This is a genomic window from Corynebacterium durum (assembly GCF_030408675.1).
Taxonomy (GTDB): domain Bacteria; phylum Actinomycetota; class Actinomycetes; order Mycobacteriales; family Mycobacteriaceae; genus Corynebacterium; species Corynebacterium durum.
The window spans coordinates 2,076,619-2,094,666 of sequence record NZ_CP047200.1 but is presented as its reverse complement, the minus strand read 5'-3'; the positions used below and the strand labels follow the sequence as shown (position 1 = coordinate 2,094,666).

General features: G+C 61.7%; 14 protein-coding genes. 6 read left to right on the top strand and 8 right to left on the bottom strand.

The genetic code is table 11. The features are described 5' to 3' along the window. Positions 1–16: 16 nt before the first annotated feature. Complete coding sequence (locus tag CDUR_RS09730) at positions 17–928, top strand: hypothetical protein (RefSeq protein ID WP_179418054.1); 912 nt, start codon at positions 17–19, stop codon at positions 926–928. Positions 929–930: 2 nt separating this feature from the next. Here the strand turns inward: CDUR_RS09730 and CDUR_RS09725 are convergent, their stop codons facing one another. Continuing rightward, positions 931–2,055: a MalY/PatB family protein gene (locus CDUR_RS09725; RefSeq protein WP_179418053.1), complete on the bottom strand. Its 1,125-nt coding sequence runs from the start codon at positions 2,053–2,055 to the stop codon at positions 931–933. Between the two features lie 67 nt (positions 2,056–2,122). Between CDUR_RS09725 and CDUR_RS09720 the strand changes: the two genes are divergently transcribed. Beyond that, positions 2,123–2,656 carry a hypothetical protein gene (locus CDUR_RS09720; RefSeq protein WP_179418052.1) on the top strand — a complete coding sequence of 178 codons (534 nt, stop codon included), beginning with the start codon at positions 2,123–2,125 and terminating at the stop codon, positions 2,654–2,656. On the opposite strand, the gene crtI is transcribed toward CDUR_RS09720, so the two are convergent. The 3 genes from crtI to CDUR_RS09705 are packed head-to-tail and all read right to left on the bottom strand — an operon-like array spanning position 2,657 to position 6,197. Then, positions 2,657–4,246 carry a phytoene desaturase family protein gene (gene crtI / locus CDUR_RS09715; protein WP_179418051.1) on the bottom strand — a complete coding sequence of 530 codons (1,590 nt, stop codon included), beginning with the start codon at positions 4,244–4,246 and terminating at the stop codon, positions 2,657–2,659. It lies immediately after the preceding gene. Between the two features lie 12 nt (positions 4,247–4,258). Next, positions 4,259–5,143, bottom strand: coding sequence for a phytoene/squalene synthase family protein (locus tag CDUR_RS09710; protein ID WP_233452934.1), 885 nt, complete (start codon positions 5,141–5,143; stop codon positions 4,259–4,261). Further along, the gene (locus CDUR_RS09705; protein WP_179418049.1) at positions 5,133–6,197 is read right to left on the bottom strand and encodes a polyprenyl synthetase family protein; all 1,065 of its coding nucleotides are present in this window, start codon (positions 6,195–6,197) and stop codon (positions 5,133–5,135) included. Before CDUR_RS09705 ends, CDUR_RS09710 begins: the two co-directional genes overlap by 11 nt. A 36-nt stretch (positions 6,198–6,233) precedes the next feature. Between CDUR_RS09705 and idi the strand changes: the two genes are divergently transcribed. After that, positions 6,234–6,791 (top strand): isopentenyl-diphosphate Delta-isomerase, encoded by a 558-nt coding sequence (gene idi, locus CDUR_RS09700; RefSeq protein ID WP_179418048.1) that lies wholly within the window; start codon positions 6,234–6,236, stop codon positions 6,789–6,791. Here idi and CDUR_RS09695 read toward each other — a convergent pair. From CDUR_RS09695 to CDUR_RS09685, 3 genes are all read right to left on the bottom strand, one after another. Further along, positions 6,780–7,913, bottom strand: a complete 1,134-nt coding sequence (locus CDUR_RS09695; protein ID WP_290207416.1) for a phosphotransferase — start codon at positions 7,911–7,913, stop codon at positions 6,780–6,782. The genes idi and CDUR_RS09695 overlap by 12 nt on opposite strands. Next, on the bottom strand, positions 7,862–9,544 hold the full coding sequence (gene treS / locus CDUR_RS09690; protein ID WP_179419102.1) for a maltose alpha-D-glucosyltransferase: 1,683 nt from the start codon (positions 9,542–9,544) through the stop codon (positions 7,862–7,864). The genes CDUR_RS09695 and treS overlap by 52 nt, the downstream gene beginning before the upstream one ends. Positions 9,545–9,756: 212 nt before the next feature. Further along, the gene (locus tag CDUR_RS09685; RefSeq protein WP_179418047.1) at positions 9,757–10,848 is read right to left on the bottom strand and encodes a carboxylesterase family protein; all 1,092 of its coding nucleotides are present in this window, start codon (positions 10,846–10,848) and stop codon (positions 9,757–9,759) included. Positions 10,849–10,886: 38 nt separating this feature from the next. On the opposite strand from CDUR_RS09685, the gene CDUR_RS09680 reads away from it, so the two are divergent. Both CDUR_RS09680 and CDUR_RS09675 read left to right on the top strand, forming a co-directional pair. Continuing rightward, positions 10,887–12,932 (top strand): M3 family metallopeptidase, encoded by a 2,046-nt coding sequence (locus tag CDUR_RS09680; protein WP_179418046.1) that lies wholly within the window; start codon positions 10,887–10,889, stop codon positions 12,930–12,932. A 10-nt stretch (positions 12,933–12,942) separates the two neighbouring features. Further along, a complete protein-coding gene (locus tag CDUR_RS09675) occupies positions 12,943–13,251 on the top strand; it encodes a hypothetical protein (RefSeq protein ID WP_179417161.1) in 309 nt (102 codons plus the stop codon). 534 nt (positions 13,252–13,785) lie between these two features. Here CDUR_RS09675 and CDUR_RS09670 read toward each other — a convergent pair. Then, positions 13,786–15,960, bottom strand: a complete 2,175-nt coding sequence (locus CDUR_RS09670) for a 4-alpha-glucanotransferase (protein WP_179418045.1) — start codon at positions 15,958–15,960, stop codon at positions 13,786–13,788. A 119-nt stretch (positions 15,961–16,079) separates the two neighbouring features. Between CDUR_RS09670 and CDUR_RS09665 the strand changes: the two genes are divergently transcribed. Next, positions 16,080–17,927, top strand: coding sequence for an AMP-dependent synthetase/ligase (locus CDUR_RS09665; protein WP_179418044.1), 1,848 nt, complete (start codon positions 16,080–16,082; stop codon positions 17,925–17,927). Positions 17,928–18,048 lie beyond the last annotated feature (121 nt).

Genomic DNA, 18,048 nt, shown 5'->3' with positions numbered 1-18,048 from the left:
GGTACACTTGAATGGTATGGCAGCTAATCCACTGTTCATCGCATCGTCACTGTTTGTTGTGTCTGATAGCCAGATCAGCTCTGACCTTGCGTTGCTCCCCGGGACCCCTGGGCCGAAACGTACTGCCCAAGTAACGTTCCAAAAGCCTGGTGGGGCTTTCCGCGTGGTGCAACTATCCACGCATCTAACTGTAGATATGGTCATTGCGGTACTTCTGCGCTTATTTGATATCAGCGACTACCGTTCCGCATGGGTTGGCGCTGGCGCGTTCGGCCCCAAACCCATCGCCATCGGCGATACCCGTCACATGCCCGCAGACACCCTGTTTTTCGACGCCCAGGGGGTCAGGTTTGATCGCTTGGGTGCGGATTTCACCGTCAATGTTGATGGGGAAACCTTCATCGGCATTGTCACTGGCATGGGTGACTACACCACGGACATGCAACTCCTGGAGGGCAGGGGTGCGCGTTTCGACGCCGAGTCCATTGCCCGCTCCCTGGAACTGCTCACCGTGATGACGCAGCTCACCGCTGGCGAGCAGACCTTGTTCCGGATGCATTCGCCCTTCGGCGAGGTCCTGGCGTGGCTGGTGCAGGAAATTCGCGACAACGGTCCCATTGAACTCACCCGCGCTGGTGCGTTCAAGAAGGACTTCCTCACCCGCGCCGTGCAGGAAAGTGTGGTGCTGGGGTACGTCGACCGCACGTCGGAGACCCCTGGCGACAATGCTGTGGCACCGCTCACCGAGGCCCGCGACCTGGCCGTCACCCAGGGCATCATTGAGGACAAGGGCAATGAGCTGCACGCCACCATCAAAGCCGACCAGATGGGGTCTAGTTCTAAGGCTGTGGCGGCGGCCACCGTGGTGGTGGTGAAAACACTTGGGGAGACCCGCCCCGAGTGGTACGAGGCGCTCTACACCGGGTAAAGCTATCCGGCCACTGCAGAGGCGATGCGATCTATGGCGATCTCCAGCGTGCCTGGGGAACAGGCGAAGTTGAGGCGCGCATGCCCTTCGCCCCCTTGGCCAAACGTCGTGCCCTCATTCAGGGCAATCGTGGACTTCCGCATAAGCTGCGCTGCGGGCTGGTCCGCCAGGGGAGTGTTACGGAAATCCAGCCACATCAGGTAGGTGGCCTCGGGGTTGGCAGTTAGCACGCCGGGGGCGCGCTTGGGGAGTTCCTCCACCAGGAAATCCCGGTTGGCTTTCAGCTGCGCGACCTGGTCGTCTAAGAAACTGGTGGGTGCTTCGTAGCAGGCTTGCGCCGCGACGAGGCCGAGGATGGACACGCCGTCGCGAAGCATCCACGGCACGGCATTCCACCGCGCCACATCTTCATCGTTGGTGAATATCATCTGTGCGCATTTCAACCCTGCGATGTTCCAGGCTTTCGACGTCGCGGTCACGGTCACACACACCTGTGCTGCGGTGTCGGACACGGAGGCGGCGGGTATGTGGGTGCCGTCGTAGACCAGCGGTCCGTGGATTTCGTCGGAAATGATGCGGGCATCGTAGCGTGCCGTTAAGTCCGCGAGTTCAATCAAGAATTCCCTGCTGAACGTGTATCCGAGGGGGTTATAAGGGTTGCACAGAATCAGGCTGCCCGCGCCGCGCTTAAAACAGTCTTCAATATCGTTCAGGTCCAATCCGCCGTACGCGTCAATGACCATGGTTTCCCGGCCGGTGGCGGCAGTGAGTTCCCAAAACGGCATGTAGGCGGGGGCGGGAATAATCGTCGGTGACTCTGGCTTAGTCAGGAAACTTAGGGCCAGGTACACGCCGCGCACCACGTCCGGCACAGGGAAAATGCGTGCCGGATTGATGTCCCAGCCGTAGCGGGTTGTACTGAATGCTGCCAGCGCCGGGGCGAGGCCGTGGCCGTCCGGCGGGTAGCCGAAGGATTCTCGCTGCACAGCGTCCATAATGGCGGCTTTCACCTCGGGGCAGGTACTAAAGTCCGATTCGGCGACCCAGAGGGGCAGAACGTCGTCGCCGTAGCGGGTCCATTTGAGGGTGTTGCGGGCTTTAAGCTCGGTTAATGACGGAAAATCCATGACCACAACAGTAGCTGAATTCTGGTCATACTAGAATGAAAACCAATTGTGGAGATTGAGGAAAGGTGTGACCAGCGAAGTGTTGAGCAATAGGGCAAAAGTAGCCGCAATCTGCATCGTAACGGTTCCCTTCGCGCTGGCAGCATGCAGCTCAGGGGCAACAAACTCCAGCAGCGGCCTATCCACCACCCTCACACCCTCCACCGCTAAGGAGTTCGTGGCGAAGGAAGCCAACCCCGTCACCACCCAGGATGCCTCCAAGGAAATAGAAGACCCAGGGCTGAACGTGCGCTGGCGTTTGCGTAGCGTCAGCTCCGACAGCAGCGGCGGAGTGGTGATTCTGCTGAACCTGAAGAACTTGAATGATGCGCCGTTGCCGCCATCGGCGCTGGGGCAGCCGACCCTGAAGACCAAATCCGGCAACGCGGAATTGATGAACACGAACTCCAACTCCGATGACAGCTACGTCAATGGCCTTGACCTGCCGCTTGGTGCGGGTGCCACCACCAGCGTGCGCTACAAGTTCAATACCACAGTGAGCTCCACCTCCGATGCGGAACTCACCATCGCCAACGTCACCTGGAAGGGCAACCTACAGTAATTACGCCAGGTAGTCGGCGGCGAGCGAGGCAGCATTCTCGGCGCTGATCAGGCACATCGGCACCCCAACACCCGGGGTGGTGGTGCTCCCAGCGTAGAACAAGCCCTCCACCGTCTTGGATGCCTGGTTGCCCCGCAGGAAGGCGGATTGCCGCAGCGTGTGGGCGTAGCCCAAGGCAGTGCCGTGCCAGGCGAAGTAGCGTTGCGCAAAATCCGCAGGTCCCAGCGTGTGCCGGGCGACCACGCGTTCTTCCAGGTCGGGGATGCCGCAGCGGTCGCTGATCAGTTGGATCGCGGCGTCGACAAGCATCTCCACCTTGGGTGTCGGCTCGTCGTTGTACGTGCTGCCGTGTCCGATGTCGGTGCTCGCGCTGGTAGGGATCAAAATAAACAGGTTTTCGTGCCCTTTGGGGGCCGTCTCGGTGTCGGTCTCGGAGGGTTTGCACACGTAAATGGAGTGCGACGACCCGTGCGGAGAATTGAAGATCGCATCGAAATCCTCCTCCCATTCGCTGGAGAGGATCAGCTGGTGGTGGGTGAGTTGGGGGAGATGGCCGCGCACGCCCAGCATGGCCACCACCACGCCGATACCTGGCTTGGTGTGCTTCCAATGGCGCTCCGGGTGGCTGCGCAGTTTCGACGGCAGCAGCTGGGTGTCGGTGTGGTACATGTCCCCGGCGGCGATCACCACGTCGGCGGGGAGGACTTCAGTCTCTTTCACACCACCTTTGTCGGAGTTCACCTGACACACCCGCACCCCCGTGGCCTTGTGCCGTGTTTCCTTCGCATCAACGGGTGTGGAGGTAATGGCCCGCGCCTCGTAGCCGAAACGCAACTCCACGCCTTGCCCCAGCGCTAGGCGCTCCAGGGAATCCACAACCGTGCCAAACCCACCGCGCGGATAGTAGACGCCCTCCACCAGATCGGCGTGGCTGAGCAGGTGATACATGGCGGGAGTGTCGGCGGGGCTAGTGGCCAGGAACACCGCCGGGTATTGCAGGATTTTCTGGGCGATGGGGTGGGAAAAATCCCGCTCTACGTGGCGTTTCAGGCTGGTCATCAGCAGACGCTGCAGGGTGCCCAGCCTTCCCAGCATCGCCCGGGTGAGAAAAGGCCGAACGGAGGAAAACGTCGTGTACAGGAACATTTTCAGTGCCATGCGGTAGGTGTCGGTGGCGCTGTCCAGGTAGGCGGCGATTTTCTCACCGTCGCCGGGGGAAAGGGCGTCGAAAAGCGCGCGCACCTCGGGGATACCGCTGCGCACATCCACCGGATCGAAACCCTCGTGGAACACGCGGTAGGCCGGGTCCAGCCGAACCAGGTCCAGTTCAGCCTCCATGGTGGTGCCCATGCGCTGGTAAAAGCGCTTGTACGCATCTGGCATGAGCAGCCAGCTCGGGCCGGTGTCCCAAAGGAACCCGCCGTCCCGGAGACGACCCACACGGCCGCCCGACTCGGGGTTCTTCTCCAGCACCGTCACGTCGTAATCCTTGGCCATCAGGCACGCGGCGGCAAGCCCCGCAACCCCGGCACCGATTACCACGGCGCGGGGTTTCGTTGCGAGGGGCTTACTGGCTGGTGGCACGCTCATGTGTTGATCCTTCTACATAGTGGGTGGGTGAAGTCGAGGGGCCTGCACGCATGCCCGCGCCACAAGTCGAGCCTTCATCACCGCAGGTACCCGCACCCGCGTGGACATAATCTCCGACATGGTCATGTGGTCAAGGCGGGCGCACAGGTCCCGGAAAATCAGGTACGCGGCCAGCACCCCGGCGCGCGCGGCGGTTGGCAACAGGGCGATGCTGGGGTAGGCGGCATCAAGGTCGGCGGTGATGTCCGCAACGATCTGCCGCTTATCGACGCCCCGCTGCTCGCCCTCTGCCTGGACGTTCAGGTAATCCCTTCCCAAGGCTATCGTGTCGTCACCCACATCGCGGAGGAAATTGATTTTCTGAAACGCAGCCCCCAGGCGGCGCGCCCCCTCCTCACAGCGTTTCTGATCGGCGGGACTCAGCGGCTGGTCTGCAGTGAAAATGGCCAGGCACATCAGGCCAATGACCTCGGCGGAACCCCAAATGTAATCATCCAGCGCGGCCTGGTCGTAGGCGGTGGGGTCAAGATCGCGGCGCATTGAGGTGAAAAATGCCCGAATATGCTCTTCAAAGATGCGGCAGCGGTGCACTGTGCTTGCAAATGCGTGCACGGCGGGGTTCGTGGAAAAACCGGTGCGGGTGGCGCGAAAAACCTGCTGCTCAAACCCATCAAGCTCGGCGGCAATGCTATTGGTGTCCAGCCCGGCTGCGGCGGCCACACCGTCCACGATCTCGTCGGCGATGCGCACCACGGCGTACAAGTTGCAAATATCGTGGCGGACCCGACCCCGAAGTAGGCAGCTAGCTAGAGAAAAACTGGTGGAGTACTCACGAATGACAATTGAGGCGGCGCGCCGGGAGTAGTGGTTGTAGGCGTGGAGTGGGTTATCGGGCAACGTCGAGGCTCCTGCGTATGTAGGTGCCCACGTTGGTGAGCGCGGTGCGGGCATCGGGAGAGAAGAGTCCCTCGGTGTTCAGGATGACTGCGGCGTCGTCAATGTAGCCTTCTGCTTCTGCGTGGGCTTTGTCCACGGCGCCGCTGTGGCGGAGAAGCGTGCGTGCGTGGTCGAGGTCACCGCTTGTAATGGCGGTGACCATGTCCGGCCATTGCTGGGTGTGTTGCGCCAGCGCCATGAGCGGGGTTGCGCGGCCCCGGATGAGGTCGCCTGCGGGGTCTTTGCCGGTGATGGAGCTGGGGGCGAAGATGGATTGGATGTCGTCGGCGAGCTGGTAGGCGGAGCCGATGGTGCGTCCCAGGTGTGTCAGGTGCGGAACGGCCCAGTCTCGCCCGGCGAGGATTGCGCCGCTGATCAGGGGTGTTTCAAAGGAGTAGGAGGAGGTTTTTAGCCGGGATGCCATGCGGATGAGGTCGTCTGAGGCGTCCACGCCGGGGAGGGAATGGTGGATGTCCATGAATTCCCCGACGACGGAATCGGTGATGGCGGTGTGGAAGATGCGCATGAGTTGCACTGTGGTGTCGGCGGGTGCCCCGGCGTCGATAATGATGCGGGAGGCTTCGTTCATGGCTGCGGTGCCGGCGAGGATGGCCACGGACGTACCGTAGTGCGCGGCGTCGTCACGTGTGATGGGGCCGTGCAAATCGGTGGCGCGTTGTCGGGCGGCGGCGTGGATGGTGGGGGAGCCGCGGCGCTGCTCGTCGGCGTCGATCACGTCGTCGAGGACCAGGAAAGCGGCGTGGAGCAGGTCGAAGGCCGCGCCGACGGCGATGTCTGGTGTGGCTTCGACGCGGGCGGGGCGGTCCGCACCCACGTGGACCAGCAGGGAGCGCACATGCTTGCCGCCGGTGGCGATGTTCTCGGCGAGGGCGCAGGCCCAGGCGGCGTCCCCGTTGACCTGATCAACGTCGTGGATGAGTTGTTCGAATCGCCGCTGGAGGAACGCAACGGACGCGTCCCTGCGGAGCAGCAACGATGACTCAACAACAGACATGGGTCCTATTCTGTCACGTCGGTTAAGCTGAGTTTTATGCGCACCCCCGCCAGCGACACTGAGCTAGTTGTCCTCATCGGTCCCGACGGTCGTCCAGCAGGCACACACCCGAAAGCCACCGTGCACACCACGAACACCCCACTGCATTACGCGTTTTCCTGCTACCTCACCCGCCCCGATGGCCAGGTGCTGCTGACCCGCCGTGCGCTGGCGAAACCCACGTGGCCCGGCGTGTGGACCAACAGCATGTGTGGCCACCCAGGCCCCGGCGAAACTCCCGAAGCCGCGTTACGACGCCGCGCGTCCCAGGAACTCGGCATCAGCCCGGCGGCGCTTGACGACGCCCGCCTGATCCTCCCGGACTTCAGCTACCGCGCCACCGATTCCTCCGGCATCGTGGAGTGGGAAGTGTGTCCAGTGTTCATGGCTGTTGTTGCTGGTGAGATTGCGCCGAATCCCGAGGAGGTCGATTCCTGGCAGTGGCTGCCAGGTGCCGACGTGCTGCGCGCGGTCGAGGCCACGCCCTTCGCCTTCAGCCCCTGGATGCGGGAGCAAATCGACCACACAGCGCTGCGGGAGGCACTACTCGCCTAGGATGCGCTTGACCGCTTGTAGTGGAATGTGCACCCAGTCGGGGCGGTTATTCGACTCGTAGGCCACCTCATACAGGGCCTTATCCAGCACAAACGCGTCGAGTAGGGGAGTAGAGCTGGCCAGTCCATAGCCCTCTAACAGGGCTGGGATGGCGTCGGCGTGACCCGCGTAATCCAGGGACCGCACCAGCCCTGCCACGTCGCGCAGCGTGCTGTCCGGCTGGCGACGCTGTTCCAGCGGGATCGCGGGTTCACCCTCGAAATCAATGAGCACGAAACGACCGTTGGTGCGCAGGATCTGACCCAAATGCAGATCCCCGTGAATCCGTTGCGTGGGTATAGGATCCTTGGGTAGTTGCGCGTACAGGGATCGGGCCTGATCCTCGAAGGTTGCCACGGCCGGTGAGCGCTGTATATGCAAATCCAGACGCTGATTCAGGGTGTCCGCGATGGTGGTGGTGCTGGACGTGGGGAACGCCGTGGCCAGTGCCTCGTGCACCCGGCGGGTGGCCTGCCCGATCGCGCGGGCTTCCTCTGTGAAGTGGTCGGCACGGGTGGCCACCTCCCAGGCGTCCTCCGCGTCGGTGAGGTAATCCTGGGCGATGGCTAGTACATAATCCTCGTACCCCACCCAGCCGCGCACCGGGACGATATGCTCACAGCCCTCGCGGCTCAGCCCCACCAGCAGTTCCACATCCGGGTTCATGCCGGGTTCCAGGCGACGGAAAAACTTCACCACCGCGTCGCCCACAATCAGGGACGTATTGGACTGCTCGCCGGGCATGGGACGGGGTGTTCCTTCGGGGATTTTTCCTGTGACCTGGTGGAAGGTGCCAAAACCGGCGGGCTGCCCTTTTGCCAGTGCCTGCAGAAGTGGCGTTGCGACGGCGGGCGTGGCCAGGACGTCGTTGCCCGCGGCGTCGAGAAGCAGCTGGTAGACATCGCTGCCGGAGGGGCGCTCCACCCGAGCAATCATCAGGGTGCCGCCCTCAACCGGGGCCTGGGTGAGGGGCGTGACCGCCGTGATTGGTTCCGATTTAGCCGCGTAAAAGCGCTGTTCAGCGAGGTTGCTCATCGTAGTGACATCCAATAAAATCCGCGCGGCGCCAATGTCAACGTCCACGACTCCGTAATTGTATGAAACGCCGTATTGCCCAATAATTCCACCGGGGTGCGGCCCACAAACTCCTCCAATGCTAACTCAGTATGCTGCGGCGTGGCGGCAAAATTGCTCACACACAATAGCGTCTCATCGCGATACTGGCGGATAAACGCGAAAATGGCGGGATTCGAGCTGGCAACCGGCCGGAATGACCCCATGCCAAACGTGGCGTGTTCTTTACGCACCGCAATCAAATTCCGCGTGAAATGCAGCAGTGAACCGGGGTTGCGCAACTGATTCTCCACATTCACCGCCTGGTGGCCAAACTGGCAATTCGTGATCACCGGTAGCGGAAGCTGCTCGGGGTCCGTATCCGAAAAACCCGAATTACGCTGGTCAGACCACTGCATCGGTGTGCGCACCCCATCGCGATCATGCAGCCAAATATTATCGCCCATGCCGATCTCGTCCCCGTAATACAACACCGGAGAACCTGGCAGGCTCAACAGCAAATTAGTAAGCAACTGCAACTGCGCCAAATCGCCCTTCAGGAGGGAAGCAAGCCTGCGGCGAATACCCACATTAGAACGCATCCTCGGATTCTGCGCATAATGCTCATACATGAATGCACGCTCCACATCGTTGACCATTTCCAAGGTCAATTCATCGTGATTGCGCAGGAAAATACCCCACTGGCCCGATTCAGGAATAGCCGGGGTATTGGCCAAAATATCTATCACCGACTGCGCCGACTCCTCCTTCAGCGACATAAACAGTCGCGGCATCAACGGGAAATGAAACGCCATGTGGCATTCATCGCCGATCGGACCGTCCCCGAAATACTCCACCACATCATGCGGCCACTGATTCGCCTCCGCGAGCAGCACCCGACCAGGGTATTCCTGATCCACCAGCCTGCGGCAACGCTTCAAAAACTCGTGTGTTGGCGCAAGATTTTCGCAGTTTGTGCCGTTTTCCTCAAACAAATACGGCACGGCATCCAGCCGGAATCCGTCGAGTCCCAGATCCAGCCAGAAACGCATCGTATTCAGCATCTCCTCCTGCACTGCGGGATTCTCGTAATTCAAATCCGGCTGGTGAGAGAAAAATCGATGCCAATAGTACTGCCCGCGAACCGGGTCATAACTCCAGTTTGAATCCTCGGTATCAATGAAGATAATGCGCGCATCCGAATACAACTCTGGGGTGTCGCTCCACACGTAGTAATCCCCATAGGGGCCATGCGGGTTGCGTCGCGACTGCTCAAACCACAGGTGCTGATCACTCGTGTGATTCATCACCAAGTCCATGATCACCCGAATCCCCCGCTGATGAGCCTGTGCCACCAGGTGCTGCAAATCATCCACAATGCCGTAGTCCGGCAAAATCTTAGTGAAATCCCGGACGTCATAGCCGCCATCCAGCAGCGGGGAATCAAACACTGGCGGCAACCAGACGCAATCCACCCCCAGCCATTGCAGGTAATCCAGCATTTCCGTCAAACCCTGAAAATCACCAATGCCGTCACCGTTGGAATCTTTAAAAGCCTGGACCAGCACCTCATAAAACACTGCCTGCTTATACCAATCATGCGGATGACGGTGTGCCACACGCTGCGAAGCGGGAGCATTATCCTCCAACTGCTTCGCCACAGATGTTTGAGATTTTTGAGATGTTTGCCATCCAGAACTAGGACTCCGACTCATATACACTAGAGTAAGCAAAATGCGAGCGCAGTGCACCTTAAATAGCCCTTCAAGGGTGTGCGTCGTGTGGGTGCAAAAAGTCGCTGAAATTTAAAACATGTACATTGTGAGATAGCGCCTTCTGTAAACCCCCAGTTCAGCCAAACCCTAGCCGAACCCTAGCCGTCAACCGTCCACTGCTTGCACGTTTTCTCTGGCCAATCCACACGTCCCGAACGGGCGAAGCCGAGAACATCTGAGCGGAAAACGCTCTCACTGCCACCCTCGAACAATAATCGCAGGTCATCGCAGTGCACGGCGGGCTCATCGCCCATTCCCACGAGTTCGCCACGCCACACCTGGCCGGCGTGATGGGCTGTAATGTCTCGCACCCAGCAGTGAATGATGGTATCAGCGATAAACTGCCTCGCCCCAGATGCACCAGATACCCCACGCCCAACTCCGCACACCCGCAGCGCCCACGCGGCAACCCCGCCGAGTTTCCAGCGGTCGAGTGCGGAGGTGATGGGTTCGTTGTGGAATTCGTCGTGTGTGCTGGTGACCAAGATGGGCACGTCGGCGAGTTCGCTGGTGTCCCACGGCCACGGTCCGAGCGCCGGACCTGCGAAGTACACCGAGCGAAAACGCCGGTAGGCTCGCCGCAAACGGGCAGCGCTCCGGTTGCCTCGTCCAGCTCCGCGGCCACAATCCCCAAACCGGCTCAAAGAATCCCGCGTGATGGGTGCTCCGAGAAGGAGACGCAATGTGCGCTTGCGGGAGGGAAATCCGCCGGTAGGGAAGCTGGGTGAGAGTGCAACGAGGCGTCGAAAAGCGCCACGGTAGTGGTCGCGGCGGGCGAGCCAGAGGGCGATGGCGGCACCTGCAGATTGCCCGATGAGGGTGATGTTGGTGGGGTCGCCGCCGTGGCCTTCGATGTTGTGCTGCAGCCATTCGAGGGCGAGTTGCACGTCGGCGATGCCTCGATAGTGGGCGGGGTTGTCGTCGTGGAATTGGGCGAACCCGGCCAGCCCTAGGCGGTAGCCGATGCTCACCACCACAAACCCCTCGCGTGCCAGCGCCGTGCCGTCGATGTCGGCGGGGGAGCCTTCTTCAAAGCGTCCGCCGTGGATGAAGGCGAGGACGGGGAGCCCGTCAACAGGAACAGCGCCCGAAGGCACGTATATGTGCAGCTCACCGTCCTCGCCCCTGGCGGTAGCGTCGTGGAACAAACCGGGGATGGTGCAGTAGGGCACGATGCGTGGAGGGGTCATGTGTTTAGGCTAACAATCGGGGTGGCAGACTGGTACGCATGAACGCTAATCCGCTGCTTGTGCCGTCCGACTTGCCGTATCAGCTTCCGCGGTTCGCTGATATTCGCGACGAGCATTTCATCCCCGCTTTCGATGCCGCCATCGCCGAGCATACCGCCGAGATTGCCGCCATCGCCACGAATCCCGAGCCCGCTACCTGGGAAAACACGGTGGAGGCGCTGGAGCGGTCGGGCCAGGCGCTGGGTCGGGTGCACGCGGTGTTCGCTAACCTGTACGGCACGGACGCGTCGGAGGCTCTGGATGCCGTTGCCACCGATATCACGCCGAAACTTGCAGCTCACAGCGATTCCGTCTACCAGAACGCGGACCTGTACGCCCGCATCCAGGCTGTCACGCCCCCGCCCGGCGACGAGGAAAGTTCCCGTCTGCATGCGTACCTGCTTCGCGCTTTTCGACGCCGCGGTGCGGACCTTTCCACTGATGCTAAGGCGGAGCTTATCTCCATCAACCAGCGCTTGTCTGTGCTGAGCGACGAGTTCAGCAAGAATCTCCTCTCCGAGACGAACGCCCTGGCAGTGGACCTGTCAGAGGGAGAACTCGCCGGTTTCGACGCCTCCCGCAGGCAAGCCGCTGCCGCCGCAGCCACCGCGCTGGGCCGGGCCGGCTATGTGGTCCCACTGGATTTGCCGACGGTGCAGGCTGATCAGGCGGTGTTGGAGCGGGCATCGGCACGCATGGCGCTGTATGAGGCGTCGCAGAAGCGCGGGACGGGTAGTAATGTTCCGGTGCTGTTGGAGATGGTGCGGCTGCGGGCCCGCCGCGCGGAGATGCTGGGCTACCCCAGCCACGCCGATTACGTGATCGAAGAGGAAACCGCTGGTAGTGCCGACGCCGCCCGCACCCTGTTGCGTGACTTGGCCCCGGCCGCCGCAGCTAATGCGGCGGGGGAGTACAAGCTGATCGCCGAGCTCGCGGACACGACCGCTGAGGAAAAGGTGGACGGCGCGGACTGGCCCTACTGGGAGTCGAAACTCAGGGAGCGTGACTACTCCCTCGATGCCGAGGAGCTGCGCCGCTACTTCCCGCTGGATCGCGTGCTGCGCGACGGCGTGTTCTACGCGGCTGAGCGCCTTTACGGCATCCGCGTGGAACCTCGCCCTGACCTGGCGGGATATGCGCCGGATGTAGACGTCTGGGAGGTGAAGGAAGCAGACGGCACCGGCATCGGGCTGTTCCTGACGGACTACTACGCGCGGCCGTCGAAACGCGGCGGCGCCTGGATGTCCGGGTTTGTGGAGCAGTCGCGGCTGCTGGGGCTGCGGCCGGTGATCATCAACGTCATGGGCGTGACCAAACCCACCGACGGCAGCCCCGCGCTGCTCACCCTCGACGAAGTGACCACCATGTTCCACGAGTTTGGGCACGCACTCCACGGCCTGCTGTCCGACGTGCGGTACCCCACCTTCTCTGGCACCAACGTGCCCCGCGACTACGTGGAATTCCCCTCCCAAATCAACGAAAACTGGGCGCTCGACCCAGCGGTTCTTCGCAACTATGCCCGCCACATCGACACCGGGGAACCCCTCCCGTCCGAACTTATCGACGCCATCACCGCCTCCCGCCAATTCGGCCAAGGCTTTGCGACGTCCGAGTACCTCGCCGCCGCCATCATCGACATGGCGTGGCATTCCCTGAGCAGCGAGGATGCCGCCGGTGTGAGCGACGTGCATGCATTTGAAGAAGCCGCGTTGCAGGACGCCGGACTCGTGGTTGAACACCTGAAACCCCGCTACCAATCCACCTACTTCAACCACATCTTCGGCGGCGGCTACTCCGCCGGATACTACTCTTACCTTTGGGCGGAAGCCCTCGACGCTGACGGTTTTGACTGGTTCACAGAAACCGGCGCGGCCGGACCGGGGGCCAGTGGCGAGGCCGCGCGGGCTGCGGGGCAGCGCTTCCGTGACCTGGTGCTCTCCCGGGGCGGGGCTTCTGATTATGCGGCAGCTTTTGAATCGTTGCGCGGGCGCGCGAAGGACGTGGCACCCTTGCTCAGGCGACGTGGCCTCGGCGGGGCGCTGTAAAGTTTTACTTATGATGTCGACGATCACCCGCTACCTTGACCTTGTTGGGCAGCAACTCACCTCCGCGCCCATGTGGATCCAGGTAATCGCGGTGCTCGGCGGCACCGTTCCGCTCTGCCTTTTTCTGGCTTTTGCGCTGCTCAGGGTTATCGACATTGCGGGTGCCCGCACCTACCGGTTCTTCAACGGCCAAGAACTCCTCCGGCGGCCCGTAGTTCATAGGGGCCGCGAGGTCAGTGAAGGTGCTGCACAGCGAGACCGCCCAGCCGGTGTTCGGCCAGGCGGTTCGCGGATCGTGATTAACGAGGAGCCTAGGTAGGGGGTTGTACCATTCCTGCTGCCGTTTCCTGCGCGACTGGCTTGATCATGTTGTGCACCGCTTTGATGTTGTGAGAGTGGCTTTAGGTGCTAGTGATACCCTAACCTCATGCGGAACAACAAGTATCCCCAGTCACGTGTGAAGCTTGCCCTCTTTGGTTTGCTTGCGCTCGTCATCATTTCCTGGGCTGCGGGCCAGTTCTTCTAGCCCTGAATGGCGTTTATGTAAGGTAGGTCTATCGCTAGGCTGGAAAAAGGGGTGTTTCCGTACCTGGCGGTGGACCTTGTTAGCCGGGGTAGGCAGAGGGGGCGCGTGAAGCATTGAACAACGTTAGTGCAAACGGTTGCATAAAAGTATGCTTATCCTCAGGTCGCAAAACGGGGTGTTTTCGTGCTTGAGCATAAGCACATTACGCAGGGTCGACCGTAACTACACCACTTGGACGGAAAACGGTGCAATTACGGTAAATCCCAAGGCGAGGGACGTTCAGAAGGGCGGTATACAACCTTCACGCCACCCCCAGAACCCCCGCGCTCACCTCCTCCTAGAAGCCTCGGCAACCGCCCTGAACAAAGGCAATGCGGGCAGATCGTGGATGAGGATGGGGGTGTTCGTGGCGTCGCAAAGCGGGATGCACCAGTTGGGGTAGAGGTCATGGGTGGTGCCGGGCTGGTTTTGTGCTTTGATGTCGCCAACCATGTCCACGAGGGAGGCACAGGTGAGCGCGGAAGGTGTTCCAGCGATGTAGCGGTGCATGGCCACGAGGAGGTCGGTGATGTCGCCGCGGTCGTCGCGTGCCGCGCCGTCGAAATCGTGGCCGTCCAGTGCAGTGCCGGAAAACAGCCCGTATTCGCCGATGCGCGCAAGTATTCGGTTTTGCCAGGCCAGGTCCTCGGAGTTTTCGGTTTCGGTGTCGCGGGTGAGTAGCCCGAGCCGGTCGCGGAGGGCGATGTGTTCGCCGTAGAGGTATCCGGCGGTGGGCGGGAGGTCGTGGGTGGTCACGGAGGAGAGGGCAAGGGGTCGGTATTCGCCCTGGTGGCGGGGTCCGTCTACGGACGGGGAGCGTTCGAACCAGAGGATGGAGGTGCCCATGATGCCGCGGGCGGCGAGGACGTCTTGGACCCATTGTTCGAAAGTTCCTAGGTCTTCGCCGATTACAACGGCCCCGGCGCGTTCGGCTTCGAGCGCGAGGATGCCGACGAGCGCGTTGTAGTCGTAGTGGACGTAGGTGCCGGTGAGGGGGGATTGTCCGCGGGGGATCCACCAGAGTCGGAAGAGGCCGAGGATGTGGTCGACGCGGATGCCGCCGGAGTGCCGGAGGACGGTACGGAGCATGTCGCGCCAGGGTCGGTATCCGGCTTCGGCGAGTTTGCGGGGGTGCCATGGGGGTTGGGACCAGTCTTGCCCGTTTTGGTTGTAGCCGTCGGCGGGTGCGCCTACCGACGCCTCGGGGGCGAGGACGCCTGTGAGGTTGGTGGCGTCGGCACCTCCCGGGTGAACACCAACCGCGAGGTCGGCCATGATGCCGATGCTCATGCCTGCGTCGTGGGCGGCGGCGCTGGCAGCGTGGAATTGCTGGTCGCAGATCCATTGGAGCCAGCGGTAGAAGTCGATGGTGGTGTCGTCATCGCGGTTTTCTTGGGCGGCGCACCAGCGCGCGAAGTCGTCGAGTCCGTGGCCTTCGTGGGCGAGATAGTCCTGGTAGGCGGCGTCGCGTTCGGGGCTGCGGGGTATGGCGTGAATCTGGCGGAGTGCGTAGAGTTTCGCCGAGTAGATGGGGTCGCGTCGGATGTAGTCGGGGCTGTGGTTGGCATCTTTCAGCGGCGCTGCGAGGGAGTCGATGCGGCCGTGTGTTTCGCTGTCCAGGTCGGCGTATTCGGGGATGCTTTCGACGTGAATGTAGAGGGGGTTGATGAATCGCCGGGTGGTGGGAAGGTAGGGGGAGTTTTCGATGGGTGGGAAGGGTTCTGCGGCGTGGAGGGGGTTGATCAGCAGGAAGTCGGCGTGTGCGTGTTCGGCGGTGATGCGCGCAAGTTCCGCGAGGTCGTGGAAGTCGCCGATGCCCCAGGACTCCTCGCTGCGCACGGAATACAGTTGCGCCATGACGCCGCCCACGGGGTGTTCAACGTACCGGTCGGCGGTGGAGAGCCTACGCGGGGTGATCACCACGTCGCATCTGGCGGTCAGGGGTTCGACACCTTGATTATCGGCGCCCGCCGCATCACCCGCATCACCGTCCGTGCCTTCACTGCCCCCGTCCACCGAGTGCAGGTGGAGTGTGTGCCAGCCGAGCGGCAGGTCTTCGGGCAAAACAAAGGTGGCTTCGCCCCAGGTGATGCCGTCGATGGTGCGGGGTTCTGCCCAGTTTTCTACCTGTTGTATGGAGCGTTGGCTGCCGTCTTCGAGGGTGAGGGTGACGTCGGCGGTGGCGCCGTCGTGAACGTGAACGTTGATGTGGTGGGCGTCGCCCTGGATGGCCACAACGCAGGGGGGCAGGGGCCTAGCGAATGCCTCGTCGTGGAAGTGTTGGATGGCTGCGCGACAGCTTTCTTCCGTGGGATCAACGTGTACGTCGAGAGCTCTCAGGGTTTTCAGGAGAGTATCGTCGCTAACGGTGATGTGGTCTCCATCTGCCGACCAGTATGAGGTGGCAATTCCGTAGGTGTCGGCGAGGGCGGCAAGGGCGGCGGAGGCATCGGTATAGGTCACACCTGTATATATTGCCACCTTGTGCTTTGCGGCGCGCGATAGCATGGTTCATGCTGCTTGTCAGGCTGCATAAAAGCATGACAGTGTGTTGTGTGTATGAATTTGATGAAAGGAACCTCATGACGTCCGTCCATACAGGCGAGTACAGCACTCCGGCGGAGTACACGATTGGCCCGAAGGAGTCGTGTGTGACGGCGTTGCTGGCCACAGCGGCGGCGCGCCCGTATGGCGTGCTATTTACCCGCCCGCAAAATTTCGAGTGGGTGAATGTGACTGCTCAGGAATTCGTGGACGAGGTTTTTGAGGTGGCTAAGGGCCTGATTGCTAATGGCGTGACGCAGGGCGACCGCGTGGCGTTGCTCAGCGAGACGCGTTACGAGTGGTCGCTGTTGGATTTCGCCATTTGGGCGGCGGGGGCTGTGACGGTGCCGATTTACGGGTCGTCGTCACTGAGCCAGGTGGAGTGGATTATTGAGGATTCGGGCGCGGTGTTCGCGGTGACGGAGACCCCGGAGCACACGGACATGGTCAAGCGCCTGGAGCTGGATACGGAAGGCCGCCCGCCGTTGAAGGGGTCGTCGTCGAAGCTGCGGCGCGTGCTGGAGATTAACGCCTCGGCGATCCCGACCCTCAAGTTCGAAGGCCGCGGCATCAGCGACGATGAGGTGCGCGCGCGTATCGACGCCACGGACTCCAGCGACCTGGCATCCCTGGTGTATACCTCGGGGACCACCGGCCGCCCAAAGGGCTGCCGGCTCACGCACCATAACTGGCTGGCGCAGGTGCGGGCGCTGCTCACGCACCCGATTGGTGCCATCGCAGTTCCGGGTACGCGGGTGCTCACATTCCTGCCGCTGGCGCATGTGCTCTCTCGGGCGGTGTCGTTGGCGGTGGCAATTGGCGGGGCGACCCAGTCGCACTGGTCTGATTTCTCGTCCCTGAGCGTGGAGTTTCAACGCGCCCGCCCGAACATGATCCTGGGTGTGCCGCGCGTGTTTGAGAAGGTCCGCAACGGCGCGGCGGCGAACGCGCAGGATAACGGACCCCTGCGGGCAGCGGCGTTCGCCCAGGCCGAGCGCGTGGCGCAGGATTATTCCCGGGCGCTGGACACCCCAGAAGGGCCGTCGCGGGCGCTACGGATGAAGCACGCCATGTTTGACAAGCTGGTGTACTCAAAGATCCGGGCGGCTATGGGCGCGTCGGTGAAGTACTGCATTTCCGGCGGGTCGGCCATGAGCCCGGATTTGCTGCATTTTTTCCGGGGCATGGGTGTCACAGTGTACGAGGGCTACGGCCTGACGGAAACCACCGCTGCGGCCGCCGTGAACTTTGATGACAACGTGATCGGCTCGGTCGGCCGTCCAGTGGGCGGTATGTCTGCCCGCATTAACGACGACGGCGAGATCCTGCTCAGGGGTGAGACACTGTTCGACGGGTATTGGAACAACTCGGAGGCCACGGCCGAAAACATCGACCAGGAAGGCTGGTTCAACACCGGTGACCTGGGCGAACTACTGGATTCCGGGCATATCGTGATCACCGGCCGGAAGAAGGATTTGATTGTCACCGCCGGAGGAAAGAACGTGTCCCCCGGTCCCTTGGAGGATCGCCTGCGCAGCCACCCCCTGATCAGCCAAGCCCTGGTGGTGGGCGACGGCAAACCCTATGTGGGTGTGCTGATTGCACTGGACGAGGCCGCGCTGAAGCGGTGGAAGCTCACCCACAACATTCCCGAATCCCGCACGGTCAGCGAGTTGGCAGTGAACCCGACACTGCGCGCGGAGATCCAGGATGCCATCAACGACGCCAACTCGCTGGTGTCGCATTCCGAGTCGATCAAGAGGTTCTACATCCTGGATCGCGACCTGTCGGAGGAGGAAAACGAACTCACCCCGACCATGAAAATCAAGCGTAACGTGGTGGTTCGCCGCTTCAAAAAAGAGATCGACCAGATTTATAAGCGGTAGGAAACAACCCCCCATTTGGTACCCACGTTGCGGCGTGTGTCGCGTATCCGGCGCGGCACACACCGAATGTGCTGAATGTGTTTTAAGGTGAATCTCCGTTAATATCTCAACACCATGGTGC

What these genes read in the sequence shown, in the direction of transcription:
- CDUR_RS09730 (WP_179418054.1), top strand. Translation starts at nt 17, where the DNA reads ATGGCAGCTAATCCACTGTTCATCGCATCGTCACTGTTTGTTGTGTCT.
- CDUR_RS09725 (WP_179418053.1), bottom strand. Translation starts at nt 2,055, where the DNA reads ATGGATTTTCCGTCATTAACCGAGCTTAAAGCCCGCAACACCCTCAAA.
- crtI (WP_179418051.1), bottom strand. Translation starts at nt 4,246, where the DNA reads ATGAGCGTGCCACCAGCCAGTAAGCCCCTCGCAACGAAACCCCGCGCC.
- CDUR_RS09705 (WP_179418049.1), bottom strand. Translation starts at nt 6,197, where the DNA reads ATGTCTGTTGTTGAGTCATCGTTGCTGCTCCGCAGGGACGCGTCCGTT.
- idi (WP_179418048.1), top strand. Translation starts at nt 6,234, where the DNA reads ATGCGCACCCCCGCCAGCGACACTGAGCTAGTTGTCCTCATCGGTCCC.
- CDUR_RS09685 (WP_179418047.1), bottom strand. Translation starts at nt 10,848, where the DNA reads ATGACCCCTCCACGCATCGTGCCCTACTGCACCATCCCCGGTTTGTTC.
- CDUR_RS09680 (WP_179418046.1), top strand. Translation starts at nt 10,887, where the DNA reads ATGAACGCTAATCCGCTGCTTGTGCCGTCCGACTTGCCGTATCAGCTT.
- CDUR_RS09675 (WP_179417161.1), top strand. Translation starts at nt 12,943, where the DNA reads ATGATGTCGACGATCACCCGCTACCTTGACCTTGTTGGGCAGCAACTC.
- CDUR_RS09665 (WP_179418044.1), top strand. Translation starts at nt 16,080, where the DNA reads ATGACGTCCGTCCATACAGGCGAGTACAGCACTCCGGCGGAGTACACG.